We start from the raw sequence: 14,911 nt of genomic DNA on the forward strand, positions 1-14,911 counted from the left end.
AGGTCGAGGGTACGGGAGGGGTGGGGATGGCCGCGTGCCCGGATGGCGTCCGGACGGCGCCTGGGGGTCCCCCCGGACGTAGTCTGGGGGAGGCCGGACCGGGGGAGAAGCACCTTGAAGCGTGCGGGACAATGGGGCACGGAATGCATCCCCCGGGGAGACCCCCCGGAAGCCCCGGCCGGGGCGGCAGCCGGCCGGGTAGACGTGAGGCGGAGTTTTCGTGACCCGGATCGTGATCATCGGCGGCGGACCCGGCGGGTATGAGGCGGCCCTCGTGGGGGCCCAGCTCGGCGCGGAGGTGACCGTCGTCGACTGCGACGGTCTGGGCGGCGCGTCGGTGCTGACCGACTGCGTGCCCTCCAAGACTCTCATCGCGACCGCCGAGGTCATGACGACCTTCGACTCGTCGTACGAGGAGCTCGGCATCGTCGTCGCCGACGACACCCCGCCCCTGGAGCAGGCCGCGCGCGTCGTCGGCGTGGACCTCGGCAAGGTGAACCGGCGCGTCAAGCGCCTCGCGCTCGCCCAGTCGCACGACATCACCGCCTCCGTCACCCGGGCCGGCGCCCGCGTCGTACGGGGCCGCGGCAAGCTCGGCGGCCCGCAGGGCATCGACGGCACGCGCGACGTCATCGTCACCGCCGCCGACGGCACCGAGACGATCCTGACGGCCGACGCCGTGCTCATCGCGACCGGCGGCCACCCCCGCGAGATCCCGGACGCGATGCCCGACGGCGAGCGGATCCTGAACTGGACCCAGGTCTACGACCTGGACGAGCTCCCCGAGGAGCTCATCGTGGTCGGCTCGGGTGTCACCGGCGCCGAGTTCGCCGGCGCGTACCAGGCCCTCGGCTCCCGGGTGACCCTGGTCTCCTCCCGGGACCGCGTGCTGCCCGGCGAGGACCCGGACGCGGCCGCCGTCCTCGAGGACGTCTTCCGCCGCCGCGGCATGAACGTCATCGGCCGCTCCCGCGCCGAGTCCGCCAAGCGGGTCGGCGACCGCGTCGAGGTCACCCTCTCCGACGGCCGGGTCATCACCGGCACGCACTGCCTGATGGCGGTCGGCGCGATCCCGAACACCAGGGACATGAACCTCGAGGAGTCCGGGGTCCGGCTCAAGGACTCCGGGCACATCTGGACCGACAAGGTCTCCCGTACGTCCGCGCCCGGCGTGTACGCGGCCGGCGATGTGACCGGCGTCTTCGCGCTGGCCTCCGTCGCCGCCATGCAGGGGCGCATCGCGATGTACCACTTCCTCGGCGACGCCGTGGCCCCGCTGAACCTGAAGACGGTCTCCTCGAACGTCTTCACCGACCCGGAGATCGCCACCGTCGGCTACACCCAGGCCGACGTGGACGCAGGCAAGATCGACGCCCGCGTGGTGAAGCTCCCGCTGCTGCGCAACCCGCGCGCCAAGATGCAGGGCATCCGGGACGGCTTCGTCAAGCTGTTCTGCCGCCCCGGCACCGGGATCGTCGTGGGCGGCGTGGTCGTGTCGCCGCGCGCCAGCGAGCTGATTCACCCGATCTCGATCGCCGTCGACAACAACCTGACCGTCGAGCAGATCGCAAACGCGTTCACGGTGTACCCCTCGCTGTCGGGTTCGATCGCCGAGGTGGCGCGCCAGCTGCACACGCGGAAGGCCGCCGGCGAGGCGTGAGGCCGGCAACCGCCCCACGTCGCAAGGGGACTTGGGGCGGACCGCCGCGGAGTGGAGAGACGTTCACTCAGCCGTCCGGACGCGTATACCACTAGTCGCCCTGTTTTATGGACAACTTCGGTATTCCGGCGCAAGGAGCTGAAACAAGACGGTCGTTGGGGTTACTGTCAGTTTCGTGTTCGCTGCAGAACGTCGCCAATTGATTCTCGAAATGGTGCGGGCCAACGGAGCGGTATCGCTCCGGGAGCTCGCCCGCGTCGTCCAGACCTCCGAAGTGACCGTACGGCGGGACGTGCGGGCGCTGGAGGCAGAAGGACTCCTCGACCGCCGACACGGCGGTGCGGTTTTGCCGGGCGGTTTCACGCGGGAGTCCGGGTTTCCGCAAAAGTCCCATCTCGCGACGGCGGAGAAGACCGCCATTGCCGACGTAGCGGCCGGCCTCGTCGAAGAAGGCGAGGCCGTCGTCGTCGGCGCGGGCACCACGACCCAGGAGCTGGCCCGCCGGCTCGCCCGGGTGCCCGGACTGACCGTCGTCACCAACTCGCTGCTGGTCGCGCAGGCGCTGGCCCACGCGAACCGGGTGGAGGTGGTGATGACCGGCGGGACCCTGCGGGGCTCCAACTACGCGCTGGTCGGCAGCGGTGCCGAGCAGTCCCTCCAGGGGCTGCGGGTGTCGCGGGCCTTCCTCTCCGGGAGCGGTCTGACCGCCGAGCGCGGGCTGTCCACGTCCAACATGCTCAGCGCGAGCGTGGACCGGGCGCTGGTGCAGGCCGCCGCGGAAGTGGTGGTGCTGGCCGACCACACGAAGCTCGGGACCGACACCATGTTCCAGACCGTGCCGACGGATGTGATGACGCGGCTGGTCACGGACGAGCCGCCGCCGCACGACGACCGGGCGGCGACGGAGCTGCAGGCGCTCGCCGACCAAGGGGTGCAGATCACCGTGGCCGGGGCCGTTGCCTCCGGCGGTGAGGGGATGGTGGGCCGGCGCCCGCGCAGAGAGTCGCCGCTGCCGGTGCAGCGGCGCGGGGGGCCGCCGGCCCAGCTGCGCAGTGCCCCCGCCTCGATGCTGGAGCAGCAGGCCGCCGGGGACCGGCCCCGCGTGGCGGACATGCGGCGGCGCTAGGAGCCCCGCGGGAGCTGCTCCCCTACCCGCCCCTCCTCCCGTTCACCGGGCTCTGCGCGGTGGTGCGGGGGTCGGCCCCCGGACCGGTGGCGCGCACGCGCGCGGCGGGCGCCCCCGAATGCGTGAGGCCCGGCACCCCTCGGGGGTGCCGGGCCTCACGGGGTCAAGGACGTCAGTCCTTGATCTCGCAGATGGTGGCACCGGAGGTGAGGCTGGCGCCGACCTCGGCCGTCAGGCCGACGATCGTGCCGGCGCGGTGCGCGTTCAGCGGCTGCTCCATCTTCATCGCCTCGAGCACGACGATCAGGTCGCCCTCGTTGACCTGCTGGCCCTCCTCGACCGCGACCTTGACGATCGTGCCCTGCATCGGGGACGCCAGGGTGTCGCCGGATGCGGCCGGGCCGGACTTCTTGGCGGCGCGGCGCTTCGGCTTGGCACCGCCGGCGGCGGCCGTGCGGGCCAGGGTCATGCCCAGCGAGGACGGCAGCGAGACCTCGAGGCGCTTGCCGCCGACCTCGACGACCACCGTCTCGCGGCCCGGCTCGTCCTCGGTGTCGTCCGCAGCCGGAGCCACGAACGCCGGGATCTCGTTGACGAACTCGGTCTCGATCCAGCGGGTGTGCACCCGGAACGGGTCCGAGGTGAACGCCGGGTCGGCGACGACCGCGCGGTGGAACGGGATGGCCGTGGCCATGCCCTCGACCTCGAACTCGGCCAGGGCGCGGGCGGCACGCTGGAGCGCCTGCTCGCGGGTGGCGCCGGTGACGATCAGCTTGGCCAGCAGGGAGTCCCAGGCCGGGCCGATGACCGAGCCGGACTCGACGCCCGCGTCCAGGCGGACACCGGGGCCCGACGGGGCGGCGAACTTCGTGACCGTGCCCGGGGCCGGGAGGAAGCCGCGGCCCGGGTCCTCGCCGTTGATGCGGAACTCGAACGAGTGGCCGCGCAGCACCGGGTCGCCGTAGCCGAGCGCCTCGCCGTCGGCGATGCGGAACATCTCGCGCACCAGGTCGATGCCGGTGACCTCTTCGGTGACCGGGTGCTCGACCTGGAGGCGGGTGTTGACCTCGAGGAAGGAGATCGTGCCGTCGGTGCCGACGAGGAACTCGACGGTGCCGGCGCCGACGTATCCGGCTTCCTTCAGGATCGCCTTGGACGCGGCGTACAGCTCCGCGTTCTGGGCCTCGGAGAGGAACGGCGCGGGAGCCTCCTCCACCAGCTTCTGGTGGCGGCGCTGCAGCGAGCAGTCACGTGTGGAGACGACGACCACGTTGCCGTGGCTGTCGGCCAGGCACTGGGTCTCGACGTGCCGCGGCTTGTCGAGGTAGCGCTCGACGAAGCACTCGCCGCGGCCGAAGGCGGCGACGGCCTCGCGGACGGCGGAGTCGTAGAGCTCCGGCACCTCTTCGAGGGTGCGGGCGACCTTCAGGCCGCGACCGCCACCGCCGAAGGCGGCCTTGATCGCGATCGGCAGGCCGTGCTCCTTGGCGAAGGCCACGACCTCGTCGGCACCCGAGACCGGGTCCGGCGTACCGGCGACCAGCGGGGCGCCGGCGCGCTGCGCGATGTGCCGGGCGGCGACCTTGTCACCGAGGTCGCGGATGGCCTGCGGCGGCGGGCCGATCCAGGTCAGGCCCGCGTCGAGGACGGCCTGCGCGAAGTCGGCGTTCTCGGAGAGGAAGCCGTATCCGGGATGGATGGCGTCCGCGCCGGAATCGGCTGCGGCCTGCAGGACCTTGGAGATGTCCAGGTAGCTGGCGGCCGGGGTGTCACCGCCCAACGCGAAAGCTTCGTCGGCCGCGCGGACATGCAGAGCGTCCCGGTCCGGATCGGCGTAGACGGCTACGCTTGCGATTCCGGCATCCCGGCAGGCCCGAGCAACGCGGACAGCGATTTCGCCACGGTTGGCGATGAGCACCTTGCGCACGATGGCTCCCTCCTTGAAACAAGCTGAGTTTAGGGACAGCCCACACGGCGTTTCGACCCTTCCCCGGTGGTGACCTTGCCCACACGCAGTGTGATCCGAGTCCACCTCCGGGGAGGAAAGCCCTTGTGGCGCCCCAGGTCAGGGGGATCCCCGACTGCACAGTAACCCCGTCATGCAGCCGAGGTCTCTGTCCCCCGGGTCAGCGGGCCCCCGTGATTCTTTGTCGAGTCCCTACGAACGGCCCACACATTCTTTGCGTGATCGCCGCCCGGGGGCCATTCGCGCAACGAAGCCGCCCGGACCCCTTGTCCGTACGTTTACCCGTTAGTAGCCTCCAGGGCGTCGAACAGGCTTGTGGCCGGGGACTCGTGGGGAGGGTGGGGCGTCATGGGCGTCGTGCTGCGCAGACTCGTGGCCGGGCTGGCCGCGATCGTGCTCGTCGCCGAGGCGGCGGTGCTCGTTCTCGTCCACTTCGTGCTGGGCCGGACCACCCAGAACCAGTCGATGTCCGTCGCGGGCATGGATCCCGATGTCATGTCCCTGGCGACGTACGCGATGGGTGCCGGCATCGGCGCGTTCCTGCTCCTGTGCGCCGTGCTCCTCGCGGTGGCGGCCGTACGCGACCGGCCCCCCGGCACGTTCGCCCGCATCGTGCTCGTCACCGCCGCCGTCACCCACGGACTGCTCGGCGCCCTCGCCGTCGGCCTGGTCGGCTGGGGCGCCTTCGCGGTGATGATGCTGATCCTCTGCCTGCTCGTCCTGACCCTGATGCTCTACGCGGCCCGGGACGAGGGCGGGGCGCCCGCGGGGGGCGCCGCGGACGCCCTGGACGTCCAGGACACCCCGCCTCCGCCGTTCGGGGAGCTCAAGCCCACAAATCCGTGATGGACACGTCCAGTTCGGCCAGCAGGGAGCGCAGCAGCGGCATCGACAGCCCGATGACGTTCCCGTGGTCGCCGTCGATGCCCTCGATGAAGGGCGCCGACAGCCCGTCCAGGGTGAAGGCCCCGGCCACGTGCAGCGGCTCGCCGCTCGCCACGTACGCCGCCACTTCCGCGTCCGTCGGCTCGCCGAACCGGACCGTCGTGGACGCCGTCGCCGAGACCTGACGCCCGGTCGCCGTGTCGATCACGCAGTGCCCGGTGCGCAGGACGCCGGCCCGCCCGCGCATCGACTTCCAGCGGGCGGTGGCCTCCTCGGCGTCCGCCGGCTTGCCGAGCGCCTCGCCGTCCAGCTCCAGCACCGAGTCGCAGCCGATCACCAGGGCGCCCGCCGCCTCGTCCAGGGCCGCCACGACGCCCGCCTTGGCCTCGGCCAGCGCCAGCGCCAGCTCGGCCGGGGTCTCCGCGTTGAGCGCGTCCTCGTCGAAGTTGCTGACGATCACGTGCGGGGCCAGCCCGGCCTGCCGCAGCAGGTTGAGCCGTGCGGGTGAGGCGGAGGCGAGGACGAGGGCGTGGGCCCGGGCAGCAGCAGTCATGCCCGCCATCGTAGGGGCGCGGATCCCGCGCCCGACACGGCCTAGAAGCCCACGCCCAGCACGTACACGACCACCAGCATCGCGAGGACGACCACCAGGGTCATCCGCCGGACCATCGCCTGCGCGTCGCGCATGTCCTTCGGCGGCTCGTTCTTCGGATCTGACCAGAGCATGCCCCGATCCTGTCCCCGCAGACCGGCGTGGCGCCTGAGTACGGGTACTCAGGCGCCACGGTCCGTTCACACCATCTTCACGTCCGGCCGGACTCCTAGCCGGGCCAGTACGTATGGGCCCACGCGCGCGGCCCCGGCTGCGGCAGCGTCCGCCGCGCCACCCGGGCCGGCGCCGACCACTCGTCCGCCACCCGCGGCGCGCCCGACGGCGGCGAGGCCAGCACCGCCGCGCGCGCTTGGACCACCGCCAGTGCGGCGGCCAGCTCCTCGGGCGTCGGGTTCCCCTTGACGACCTTGATCACCACGGAGACCTCCTGGGGGTCTAGAGGGGGATGTTGCCGTGCTTCTTCGGGGGCAGGGACTCGCGCTTGGTGCGCAGCTGGCGCAGCCCCTTGACCACGTGGGACCGGGTCTCGGACGGCATGGTCACCGCGTCGATGTACCCGCGCTCGGCGGCGGTGTAGGGGTTGAGCAGGGCGTCCTCGTACTCGGCGATGAGCCGGGCCCGGGTCTCCTCGGCGGTGCCCGCCTCCTCCGCCTCGGCGATCGCACGGCGGTGCAGGATGTTGACCGCGCCCTGCGCGCCCATGACGGCGATCTGGGCGGTCGGCCAGGCCAGGTTCAGGTCCGCGCCGAGGTGCTTGGAGCCCATGACGTCGTACGCGCCGCCGAAGGCCTTGCGGGTGATGACGGTGATCAGGGGGACGGTGGCCTCGGCGTACGCGTAGATCAGCTTCGCGCCGCGCCGGATGATTCCGTTGTACTCCTGGTCCGTGCCCGGCAGGAAGCCCGGCACGTCGACGAACGTCAGCACCGGGAGGTTGAAGGCGTCGCAGGTCCGCACGAAGCGGGCGGCCTTCTCGGAGGCGTTGATGTCCAGGCAGCCGGCGAACTGCATCGGCTGGTTGGCGACGATGCCCACCGGGTGCCCCTCGACCCGGCCGAAGCCGGTGAGGATGTTCGGCGCGAAGAGCGACTGGGTCTCCAGGAACTCCCCGTCGTCGAGCACGTGCTCGATCACGGTGTGCATGTCGTACGGCTGGTTCGCGCTGTCCGGGATCAGGGCGTCGAGCTCGCGGTCGTAGTCGCAGACCTCGGTGTCCGCCTCCTCCGGGAAGGCGGGCGGCTCGGAGAGGTTGTTCGACGGCAGGTACGCCAGCACGGACTTGACGTACTCGATGGCGTCCTTCTCGTCCCCGGCCATGTGGTGGGCCACGCCCGAGGTGGAGTTGTGGGTGCGGGCACCGCCCAGTTCCTCGAAGCCCACGTCCTCGCCGGTGACCGTCTTGATGACGTCCGGGCCGGTGATGAACATGTGCGAGGTCTGGTCGACCATCACGGTGAAGTCGGTGATGGCGGGGGAGTACACGGCACCGCCGGCGCAGGGGCCCACGATCAGGCTGATCTGCGGGATCACGCCCGACGCGTGCACGTTGCGGCGGAAGATCTCGCCGTACATGCCCAGCGCGCTGACGCCCTCCTGGATGCGGGCGCCGCCGGAGTCGTTGATGCCGACGAGCGGGCAGCCGGTCTTCAGCGCGAAGTCCATGACCTTCATGATCTTCTGGCCGTAGACCTCGCCGAGGGCCCCGCCGAAGACGGTGAAGTCCTGGGAGAACACGGCCACCGGGCGGCCGTCCACCGTGCCGTAGCCGGTGACGACGCCATCGCCGTAGGGGCGGGTCTTCTCCAGCCCGAAGTTGGTCGACCGGTGGCGGGCGAACTCGTCGAGCTCGACGAAAGAGCCCTCGTCAAGCAGCAGGGCGACCCGCTCACGCGCCGTCAGCTTCCCCTTGGCGTGCTGCTTCTCCACCGCCCGCGCGGACCCGGCGTGAGTGGCTTCGTCGATGCGGCGCTGCAGGTCCGCGATCTTGCCCGCGGTCGTGTGCATGTCGATCGGCTCTGAGGGTTGTGACATCGGGGTCGCGGCTCCCTGGCTGGTGTCAACTGCCTGGTCAATTGATTGACCACTGCTGGCTACTGGTGCGTAGCGTATCGGCGGGCATGGCGCTCGGCAGTGCGGCGTTTGACACACCTACTGTGGGTTGCATGACGCCATCAGATGCATCAGGAGGAGCTCCGTCCGGAGCCTCCGCCGGCCGCTGGTCGAGCCTCGACCGGCCGCCGCTGAACGCCGCCGCGCTGGAGCGGGCCCTCGTCGCCGACGGAGGGCTGTGGTCCTCGGTCGAGGTGGTCGCCGCCACCGGGTCCACCAACACCGATCTCGCGGCCCGGGCCGGGCAGCTGCCCGAGGGGGCCGTGCTCGTCGCCGAGGAGCAGACCGCCGGGCGCGGGCGGCTCGACCGGAGCTGGGTCGCACCGGCCCGGTCCGGGCTGTTCTTCTCCGTCCTGCTCAAGCCGGGCGACTCCGTACCGCAGGAGCGGTGGGGGTGGCTGACCCTGCTGGCCGGGGTGGCCGCCGCGACCGGGCTGTCCCGGGCCGCCGGAGTGGACACGGCCCTCAAATGGCCCAACGACCTGCTGATCACCGTGAACGGGGAGGAGCGCAAGACGGGCGGCATCCTCGCCGAGCGGGTCAGCGACGGGGTCGTCGTCGGGATCGGGCTCAACGTCACCCTGACCGAGGACGAGCTGCCGGTGCCGGAAGCCGGGTCGCTGATCCTGGCGAAGGCCGCCGTGACGGACCGGGAGCCCCTGCTGAAGGCCGTTCTGCGGTCCCTGGAGCGCTGGTACGGGGACTGGCGGGCGGCAGGCGGCGATCCGGCCGCCAGCGGCCTCCAGGAGGCGTACGCGGCGGACTGCGTCACGCTCGGCCGGCACGTACGGGCCGACCTGCCCGGCGGCCGCACGCTCACCGGGACGGCGGAAGCCGTCGATGCGGACGGGCGGCTCGTCGTCCGCACGGCCGAGGACCGGCACGAGGCCGTGGGGGCCGGGGACGTGGTGCATCTGAGGTCGGTGCGGTAGCACTGCCGCAGCTGCGGGGAGTGGGGAGTGAGCTACGGCACACCTGCCGTATGGTTTAGGCGATCCCGGTCCTCCCGGCGATCACCCGGTTCGGCAGGGCATTGCGCACGGAATGGACAGGAGGCGGCCCTTGACCGTCGACGACTCTAGGTCCAGCGCGTCCGCCCCCGGTCCCGGTGGTCCGGGGCCCACCGGCTCGGGGTCCACCGGGCCGGGAACGCCGATCGGGCGCGACCAGCACACTCCCCACCACGAGGTCGACCACACCGCACAGCCGACGGCGGACCCGCTCGCCATCCGGCTGGAGCAGCTGATCCTGGGCGCGGAGCGCCGGTACACGCCGTTCCAGGCGGCCCGCAGCGCCGGCGTCTCGATGGAGCTCGCCTCCCGCTTCTGGCGGGCCATGGGCTTCGCGGACATCGGGCAGGCCAAGGCCCTGACGGAGGCGGACGTACTGGCGCTGCGCCGGCTCGCCGGCCTCGTCGAGGCCGGGCTGCTGAGCGAACCGATGGCCGTACAGGTGGCGCGGTCCACCGGGCAGACCACCGCCCGGTTGGCGGAATGGCAGATCGACTCCTTCCTGGAGGGTCTGACGGAGCCGCCGGAGCCCGGAATGACCCGTACGGAGGTCACGTACCCGCTGGTCGAGCTGCTGCTGCCGGAGCTCGAGGAGTTCCTCGTCTACGTGTGGCGCCGCCAGCTGGCGGCGGCCACCGGGCGGGTGGTGCAGGTGGCGGACGACGAGGAGATGGTCGACCGGCGGCTCGCGGTGGGCTTCGCGGACCTGGTCGGCTTCACGCGCCTCACGCGGCGGCTGGAGGAGGAGGAGCTCGGCGAGCTGGTCGAGTCCTTCGAGACGACTTCGGCGGACCTGGTGGCCGCGCACGGCGGACGGCTGATCAAGACGCTGGGCGACGAGGTGCTGTACTGCGCCGACGACGCGGCGACGGCGGCGGAGATCGCGCTGCGGCTGATCGAGACGATGGAAGCCGATGTCCAGATGCCGGAGCTGCGCGTCGGCATAGCGTTCGGGACGGTGACGACCCGGATGGGCGATGTCTTCGGGACCACCGTGAACCTGGCCTCGCGGCTGACGTCGATAGCGCCGAAGGACGCGGTGCTGGTCGACGGGGCGATGGCGGAGGAGCTGGGGCGCACGGGCGCGGCGCCGGTCTCGGAGAAGGAGGCCGAGGCCGAGGAGGGCGGCGGGGCGTACCGCTTCGCGCTCCAGCCGATGTGGCAGCGCCCGGTGCGCGGGCTCGGGGTCGTGGAGCCCTGGTCGCTGACGCGGCGGAAGCGTCGCTGATCAGCTTAACCCTGGGGCAGACGTGGTGTCCGGGATCGTTTCCCACCGTGGTGGGGAGGCGTGGGCGTGCAGGTGGAATCCTGCGCCCAGTGCTGCTCCGCGTGGCCGGTGTCGGCCGGTGGTGGGTGCGCTGATCGTTGTCACGTTCTGGTGCCGGTGGGCTGCGCGGGGCAGCCGGGTCCGGTCCTTTGGAGCGTGTCCCTCCGGACGCTTGCCCGCCGGGTCTTGCGGCCTGGTGGGGGAGGGTGCCCTGCGTCGCCTGGGCGCGGGGCATGATGTCTGTCGCCTGGTGGGGCCGGTCTTGGACCGGTCCTTCCAGCTGGTTGCGGGTGCGGTGGGTGTGATGACCGCAGCCGTTTCGAGTGTGTCTACGAGGGCGTGGACGGCCATGCGGCCGCTTGTGCGTTCCACGGCGGTCTTTGCCTGGTGGGTGAGGCCGCGTGCGGCGATGCGCTTCCACGCGCCCTGGTCGCGGTCGCCCTGGTATCCGCAGGACGGGCACAGGGCCCACTTCCAGCCAGGCGTGGTGGGTCGGTCAGGGGCTTTGCAGTGCCTGAGCGGGGTGAGGCAGTTCGGGCAGTTCTTGGAGGTGCCCCGGGCCGGGACGGTGACCACGGCGATACCCACCTCGGCGGCAAGGTGGCGCATGCGCTCGGCGATCTGCCCGCGCACGGCCTGGGACAGGCGGGTGTTCATTGCCCGCCCCATGCCCTTGGCTTCCATCGACCGTAGGTCTTCCAGGTAGATGACGTTTGCCCCGGCGGCGATGGCCTGATCGACCGCCCACCGGGCGGCGGCCCGGGCGAGGGCGTCGTTCAGGTTCGACCGCCGTTCGGACACGCGCCGAATCTCCTCCCGCAACGCGGCGTGCCTGGCGGTCAGTGCTTCGTCGGCGAGTAGGTCGCGGCGGGTGCGGCCGGAGGCCAGGCGCTGGTAGTGGTCGGCCTTGGCATGCAGCCGTTCGGACAGTCGCCGCAGGCGGTGCTGCTTGGTGAGGACTCCGGCGGCACGGAACATGCCACCGGAGCCGAGCGCGGTCATCCCACCGTCGTCGTGGAGGCGGACGGCTCCGGCGGACAGCAGCGTGTTCAGCCCCCAGTCCACGCCGAGAGCGACCGTGTGCCCTGCGCGGCGGGCCTTGGGGACGGCATGGGTGTAGGCGAGATCCACCCGCACGCGTCCGGCGTGGATGCGCAGGGTGGGCAGGTGGAGTACCGCAGCTGCGGGGATGGTCGGCGGCAGCGTGATTGGGCAGGCCACCCATGTCCAGTCCCGGTACGAAGCAGGGTCGGGCCGGGTGGGGAGCTGCAACCGCAGTATCGCCCGCGCGGGCTCATCGCCGCGTTCGATGGTGGCCTGCTGTCTGTCACCGGCGGACAGCAGCAGCATCCGCGACACCTTGGGCGCGGACTCCACCTCGAAAACATCAGCAGGCAGGTGCCCGCGCGCCTTCAGGAACGTGATGATCTGACGGGTACGGCCCTTGATGACGCTGGACGGCAGATGCCGTCCGCCGGGCACCGCGGCGCGGACGGCATCCCATTCCTCGGCGGTCCGCTTGAGCGGATCGGCGGGCCACGACGCCAGCACTCCGGCGGCCAGGTCCGCTTGCCACTTCGCCGAACGCAGTACTCGACCGGCCTGTTCCTGAGCCATACGCACGATCCGGTCGTTGACCTTCACCCCGTCCGGACTGGTGGCGTTCCAACCCAGGCGGCGAAGGGCCATCCATGCGTTCGGCGGGAGTCGGCGGCCACTCGCGTCCATGTCGGAGGCGATCACATCCACGTCGGATGCGTTCCAGTGTTCTGCCAGCAGACCAGTGACCATTGCGGACACCAGATCAGCGCACCAGCCGACACGTTCCTCGAGCACAGCCGAGGAAAGGAACTCGCCGCTCTTCTCGTCAACCGCTGTACGCAACACGCCGCGCGCACAGGCGATGCGGGAGGTCTCGCCCTCTCTGAGCGGCAGCTTCCGGTTTGCTGTACGGGCCGCAGCCGCCACCCCCCTCCTCCTTTCGGCCTTCCCCGCAGTGCTGTCATCCCATCAACGGCATCCGTGAGGAAAGGTCACGCATTCGACCCGGGAATGCACGCACGAGCCCCCTCCCGCGCAAAGATTCCGCCGTATCACTGATGCCAAAGAAAACTCGTGAGCCTAAGATCCCCGGGTAACGTTCGTTAACCGGGAGGGTCTCTGTGTCTGAGTTCGTGGCTGTGCGCCGGCATGAGGACGGGGTCGCGGAGCTGGTCCTGGACCGGCCGAAGGCGATGAACGCCGTCTCGACGGAGATGGCGCGGGCCATCGGCGAGACGTGCGCGCAGCTCGCGGCGGACGCCTCGGTCCGGGTGGTCGTGCTCTCCTCGGCCGCGGAGCGGGCGTTCTGCGTGGGCGCGGACCTCAAGGAGCGGAACTCCCTCTCGGACGCCGAGCTGGTGCGGCAGCGGCCGACCACGCGGGGCGCGTACGGGGGCGTGCTGGAGCTCCCGATGCCGACGATCGCGGCGGTGCACGGCTTCGCGCTGGGCGGCGGCTTCGAGCTGGCGCTGGCCTGCGATGTGATCGTGGCCGACGAGACGGCGGTGGTCGGCCTGCCGGAGGTCTCCGTGGGCGTGATCCCGGGCGGCGGCGGCACGCAGCTGCTGCCGCGGCGCGTGGGCGCGGCGCGGGCGGCGGAACTGATCTTCACGGCGCGGCGGGTCGAGGCGGCCGAGGCGCTGTCCCTGGGCCTGGTGGACTCCGTGGTCCCGGCGGGCACGGACCGGGACGAAGCCCTCGCCCTGGCGTCCCGTATGGCGGCGAACTCCCCGGTGGGCCTGCGGGCGGCGAAGCGGGCCCTGCGCCTGGGGCACGGGATGGACCTGGCGGCCGGCCTGGAGATCGAGGACGCGGCCTGGCGGACGGTGGCCTTCTCGGGAGACCGCGCGGAGGGTGTGGCGGCGTTCAACGAAAAGCGCCGCCCGAACTGGCCGGGCGAGTAGGGGCGGAGGGTCGGGCGGCCGGGTACCGCTCACCGGCGCGTGAGGGTGAGCGGCAGCGCCTCCGGCGAGATGGCCGCCCGAAGGCCCTGCTTCGGGGACCGAAAGCCGGCTGCCGCCGCTGCCGCCGCCGCTGACCCTGCCGTCGACGCGCACCGCCTGCGGCGCGCCGCACCAAATCGGATGAAACTCCCTAACCTGGGGTGATGGGAGTCGACGGGCGGCTGCGAGCCGTCGTGGGCCTGGCGCAGGCCATGGCCGCAGCCTGCGCACCGCGGGACAGCGTCCGGGCAGCCGCCCGCGGGGCCCGCCTCGCGATGGACGGGTCGTTCGCCGCGATCTCCGCATGGGAGCGGGAGCGGGGCCGGCTGCGGGTCCTCGTGAACGAGGGGGAGCTGCGGGCCGGGGAGCAGACGTTCCCCGAGGACGAGTCGTACCCGGTCCACGACTTCCCCGAGATCACCGAGTTCCTGCACGAGCGGTGGGTCGGCGGCAGCGGCCCGCACGCCTGGGTCGAGAGCGCCGGCGGGGCCCGTCCCGGGCGGCGTGGCGAGGCCCTGCGCCACCGCGGCCGCGGGACCTGCGTCGTCGCGCCGATCGTGCTCAGCGGGCGCGCCTGGGGCGAGCTGTACGTCGCCCGTGACGAGGGTCTGCCCGACTTCGACGAGGACGACGCCGAGTTCGCGACGGTCCTGGCGGCCGTGGTCGCGGCCGGGCTCGCGCAGAACGAGCGGCTCGAAGAGGCCCGCCGCCTCGCCTTCACCGATCCGCTGACCGGCCTGGCCAACCGCCGCGCCGTCGACATGCGGCTCGACGAGGCCCTGGACGAGCACCGGCGGAGCGCGGCCGTGGTCAGCCTGGTCGTGTGTGACCTGAACGGGCTCAAGAAGGTCAACGACACCCTCGGGCACGCCATGGGGGACCGGCTGCTGGAGCGGTTCGGGTCCGTGCTCAGCCTCTGCGGGGCCATGCTGCCCGGCGCGCTCGTCGCCCGGCTCGGCGGCGACGAGTTCTGCCTGGTGAGCGTCGGGCCCCCCGCCGACGAGGTGGTGCGGGTGACCGAGGAGCTGTGCCTGCGCGCCGCCGAGCTGGAGCTGGGGGAGGGTGTGGCGTGCGGGGTCGCATCCACGGGGGACCCGATCGGGCTCGTGAAGTCCTCCCGGCGGCTGTTCCGGCTGGCCGACGCGGCCCAGTACAAGGCCAAGGCCGCCCGCTCGGCGAAGCCCGTCGTCGCGGGGCGGGACACCGCAGTCGTCCGGTTGGCCGATGCGGCCCAGCACGAGGCGGCCGGCGAGCGGCGCCGCTTCCGCGGCCGGGCGTAGGCCTGGTGGCG

13 protein-coding genes are annotated in these 14,911 nt (G+C 72.0%); 7 read left to right on the plus strand and 6 right to left on the minus strand.

Features of this window, described 5'->3' with window-relative positions; translation table 11 throughout:
* Window positions 1–220 precede the first annotated feature (220 nt).
* Both AB0I68_RS15120 and AB0I68_RS15125 read left to right on the plus strand, forming a co-directional pair.
* Window positions 221–1,660 carry an NAD(P)H-quinone dehydrogenase gene (locus AB0I68_RS15120; RefSeq protein WP_363177715.1) on the plus strand — a complete coding sequence of 480 codons (1,440 nt, stop codon included), beginning with the start codon at window positions 221–223 and terminating at the stop codon, window positions 1,658–1,660.
* A gap of 175 nt (window positions 1,661–1,835) precedes the next feature.
* On the plus strand, window positions 1,836–2,786 hold the full coding sequence (locus tag AB0I68_RS15125; protein ID WP_363177716.1) for a DeoR/GlpR family DNA-binding transcription regulator: 951 nt from the start codon (window positions 1,836–1,838) through the stop codon (window positions 2,784–2,786).
* A 172-nt stretch (window positions 2,787–2,958) separates the two neighbouring features.
* Here AB0I68_RS15125 and AB0I68_RS15130 read toward each other — a convergent pair whose 3' ends face one another.
* Window positions 2,959–4,713: a biotin carboxylase N-terminal domain-containing protein gene (locus tag AB0I68_RS15130; protein WP_363177717.1), complete on the minus strand. Its 1,755-nt coding sequence runs from the start codon at window positions 4,711–4,713 to the stop codon at window positions 2,959–2,961.
* Window positions 4,714–5,100: 387 nt separating this feature from the next.
* Between AB0I68_RS15130 and AB0I68_RS15135 the strand changes: the two genes are divergently transcribed.
* Window positions 5,101–5,598, plus strand: a complete 498-nt coding sequence (locus AB0I68_RS15135; RefSeq protein WP_363177719.1) for a hypothetical protein — start codon at window positions 5,101–5,103, stop codon at window positions 5,596–5,598.
* Here AB0I68_RS15135 and AB0I68_RS15140 read toward each other — a convergent pair.
* The 4 genes from AB0I68_RS15140 to AB0I68_RS15155 all read right to left on the minus strand — a co-directional run bounded on the left by AB0I68_RS15140 (window position 5,579) and on the right by AB0I68_RS15155 (window position 8,281).
* On the minus strand, window positions 5,579–6,199 hold the full coding sequence (locus AB0I68_RS15140; protein WP_363177720.1) for a nucleoside triphosphate pyrophosphatase: 621 nt from the start codon (window positions 6,197–6,199) through the stop codon (window positions 5,579–5,581). The two genes, AB0I68_RS15135 and AB0I68_RS15140, sit on opposite strands and share 20 nt — an antisense overlap.
* Before the next feature lie 32 nt (window positions 6,200–6,231).
* Complete coding sequence (locus AB0I68_RS15145; protein ID WP_266626144.1) at window positions 6,232–6,363, minus strand: hypothetical protein; 132 nt, start codon at window positions 6,361–6,363, stop codon at window positions 6,232–6,234.
* A gap of 95 nt (window positions 6,364–6,458) precedes the next feature.
* A complete protein-coding gene (locus tag AB0I68_RS15150; protein ID WP_363177785.1) occupies window positions 6,459–6,665 on the minus strand; it encodes an acyl-CoA carboxylase epsilon subunit in 207 nt (68 codons plus the stop codon).
* A 20-nt stretch (window positions 6,666–6,685) separates the two neighbouring features.
* The gene (locus AB0I68_RS15155; protein WP_363177721.1) at window positions 6,686–8,281 is read right to left on the minus strand and encodes an acyl-CoA carboxylase subunit beta; all 1,596 of its coding nucleotides are present in this window, start codon (window positions 8,279–8,281) and stop codon (window positions 6,686–6,688) included.
* 131 nt (window positions 8,282–8,412) lie between these two features.
* Here AB0I68_RS15155 and AB0I68_RS15160 point away from each other — a divergent pair, with 131 nt between their 5' ends.
* A complete protein-coding gene (locus AB0I68_RS15160) occupies window positions 8,413–9,291 on the plus strand; it encodes a biotin--[acetyl-CoA-carboxylase] ligase (protein ID WP_363177723.1) in 879 nt (292 codons plus the stop codon).
* 223 nt (window positions 9,292–9,514) lie between these two features.
* The gene (locus AB0I68_RS15165; RefSeq protein WP_363177786.1) at window positions 9,515–10,597 is read left to right on the plus strand and encodes an adenylate/guanylate cyclase domain-containing protein; all 1,083 of its coding nucleotides are present in this window, start codon (window positions 9,515–9,517) and stop codon (window positions 10,595–10,597) included.
* Here AB0I68_RS15165 and AB0I68_RS15170 read toward each other — a convergent pair whose 3' ends face one another.
* Window positions 10,598–12,604 (minus strand): zinc ribbon domain-containing protein, encoded by a 2,007-nt coding sequence (locus tag AB0I68_RS15170; RefSeq protein ID WP_363177724.1) that lies wholly within the window; start codon window positions 12,602–12,604, stop codon window positions 10,598–10,600.
* Between the two features lie 194 nt (window positions 12,605–12,798).
* Here AB0I68_RS15170 and AB0I68_RS15175 point away from each other — a divergent pair, with 194 nt between their 5' ends.
* Together AB0I68_RS15175 and AB0I68_RS15180 are read left to right on the plus strand one after the other, a co-directional pair.
* Window positions 12,799–13,581 (plus strand): enoyl-CoA hydratase-related protein, encoded by a 783-nt coding sequence (locus AB0I68_RS15175; RefSeq protein WP_363177725.1) that lies wholly within the window; start codon window positions 12,799–12,801, stop codon window positions 13,579–13,581.
* 203 nt (window positions 13,582–13,784) lie between these two features.
* The gene (locus tag AB0I68_RS15180) at window positions 13,785–14,900 is read left to right on the plus strand and encodes a GGDEF domain-containing protein (RefSeq protein WP_363177726.1); all 1,116 of its coding nucleotides are present in this window, start codon (window positions 13,785–13,787) and stop codon (window positions 14,898–14,900) included.
* Window positions 14,901–14,911: the final 11 nt, after the last annotated feature.

It is taken from the genome of Streptomyces sp. NPDC050448 (assembly GCF_040655295.1).
Classification (GTDB): domain Bacteria; phylum Actinomycetota; class Actinomycetes; order Streptomycetales; family Streptomycetaceae; genus Streptomyces.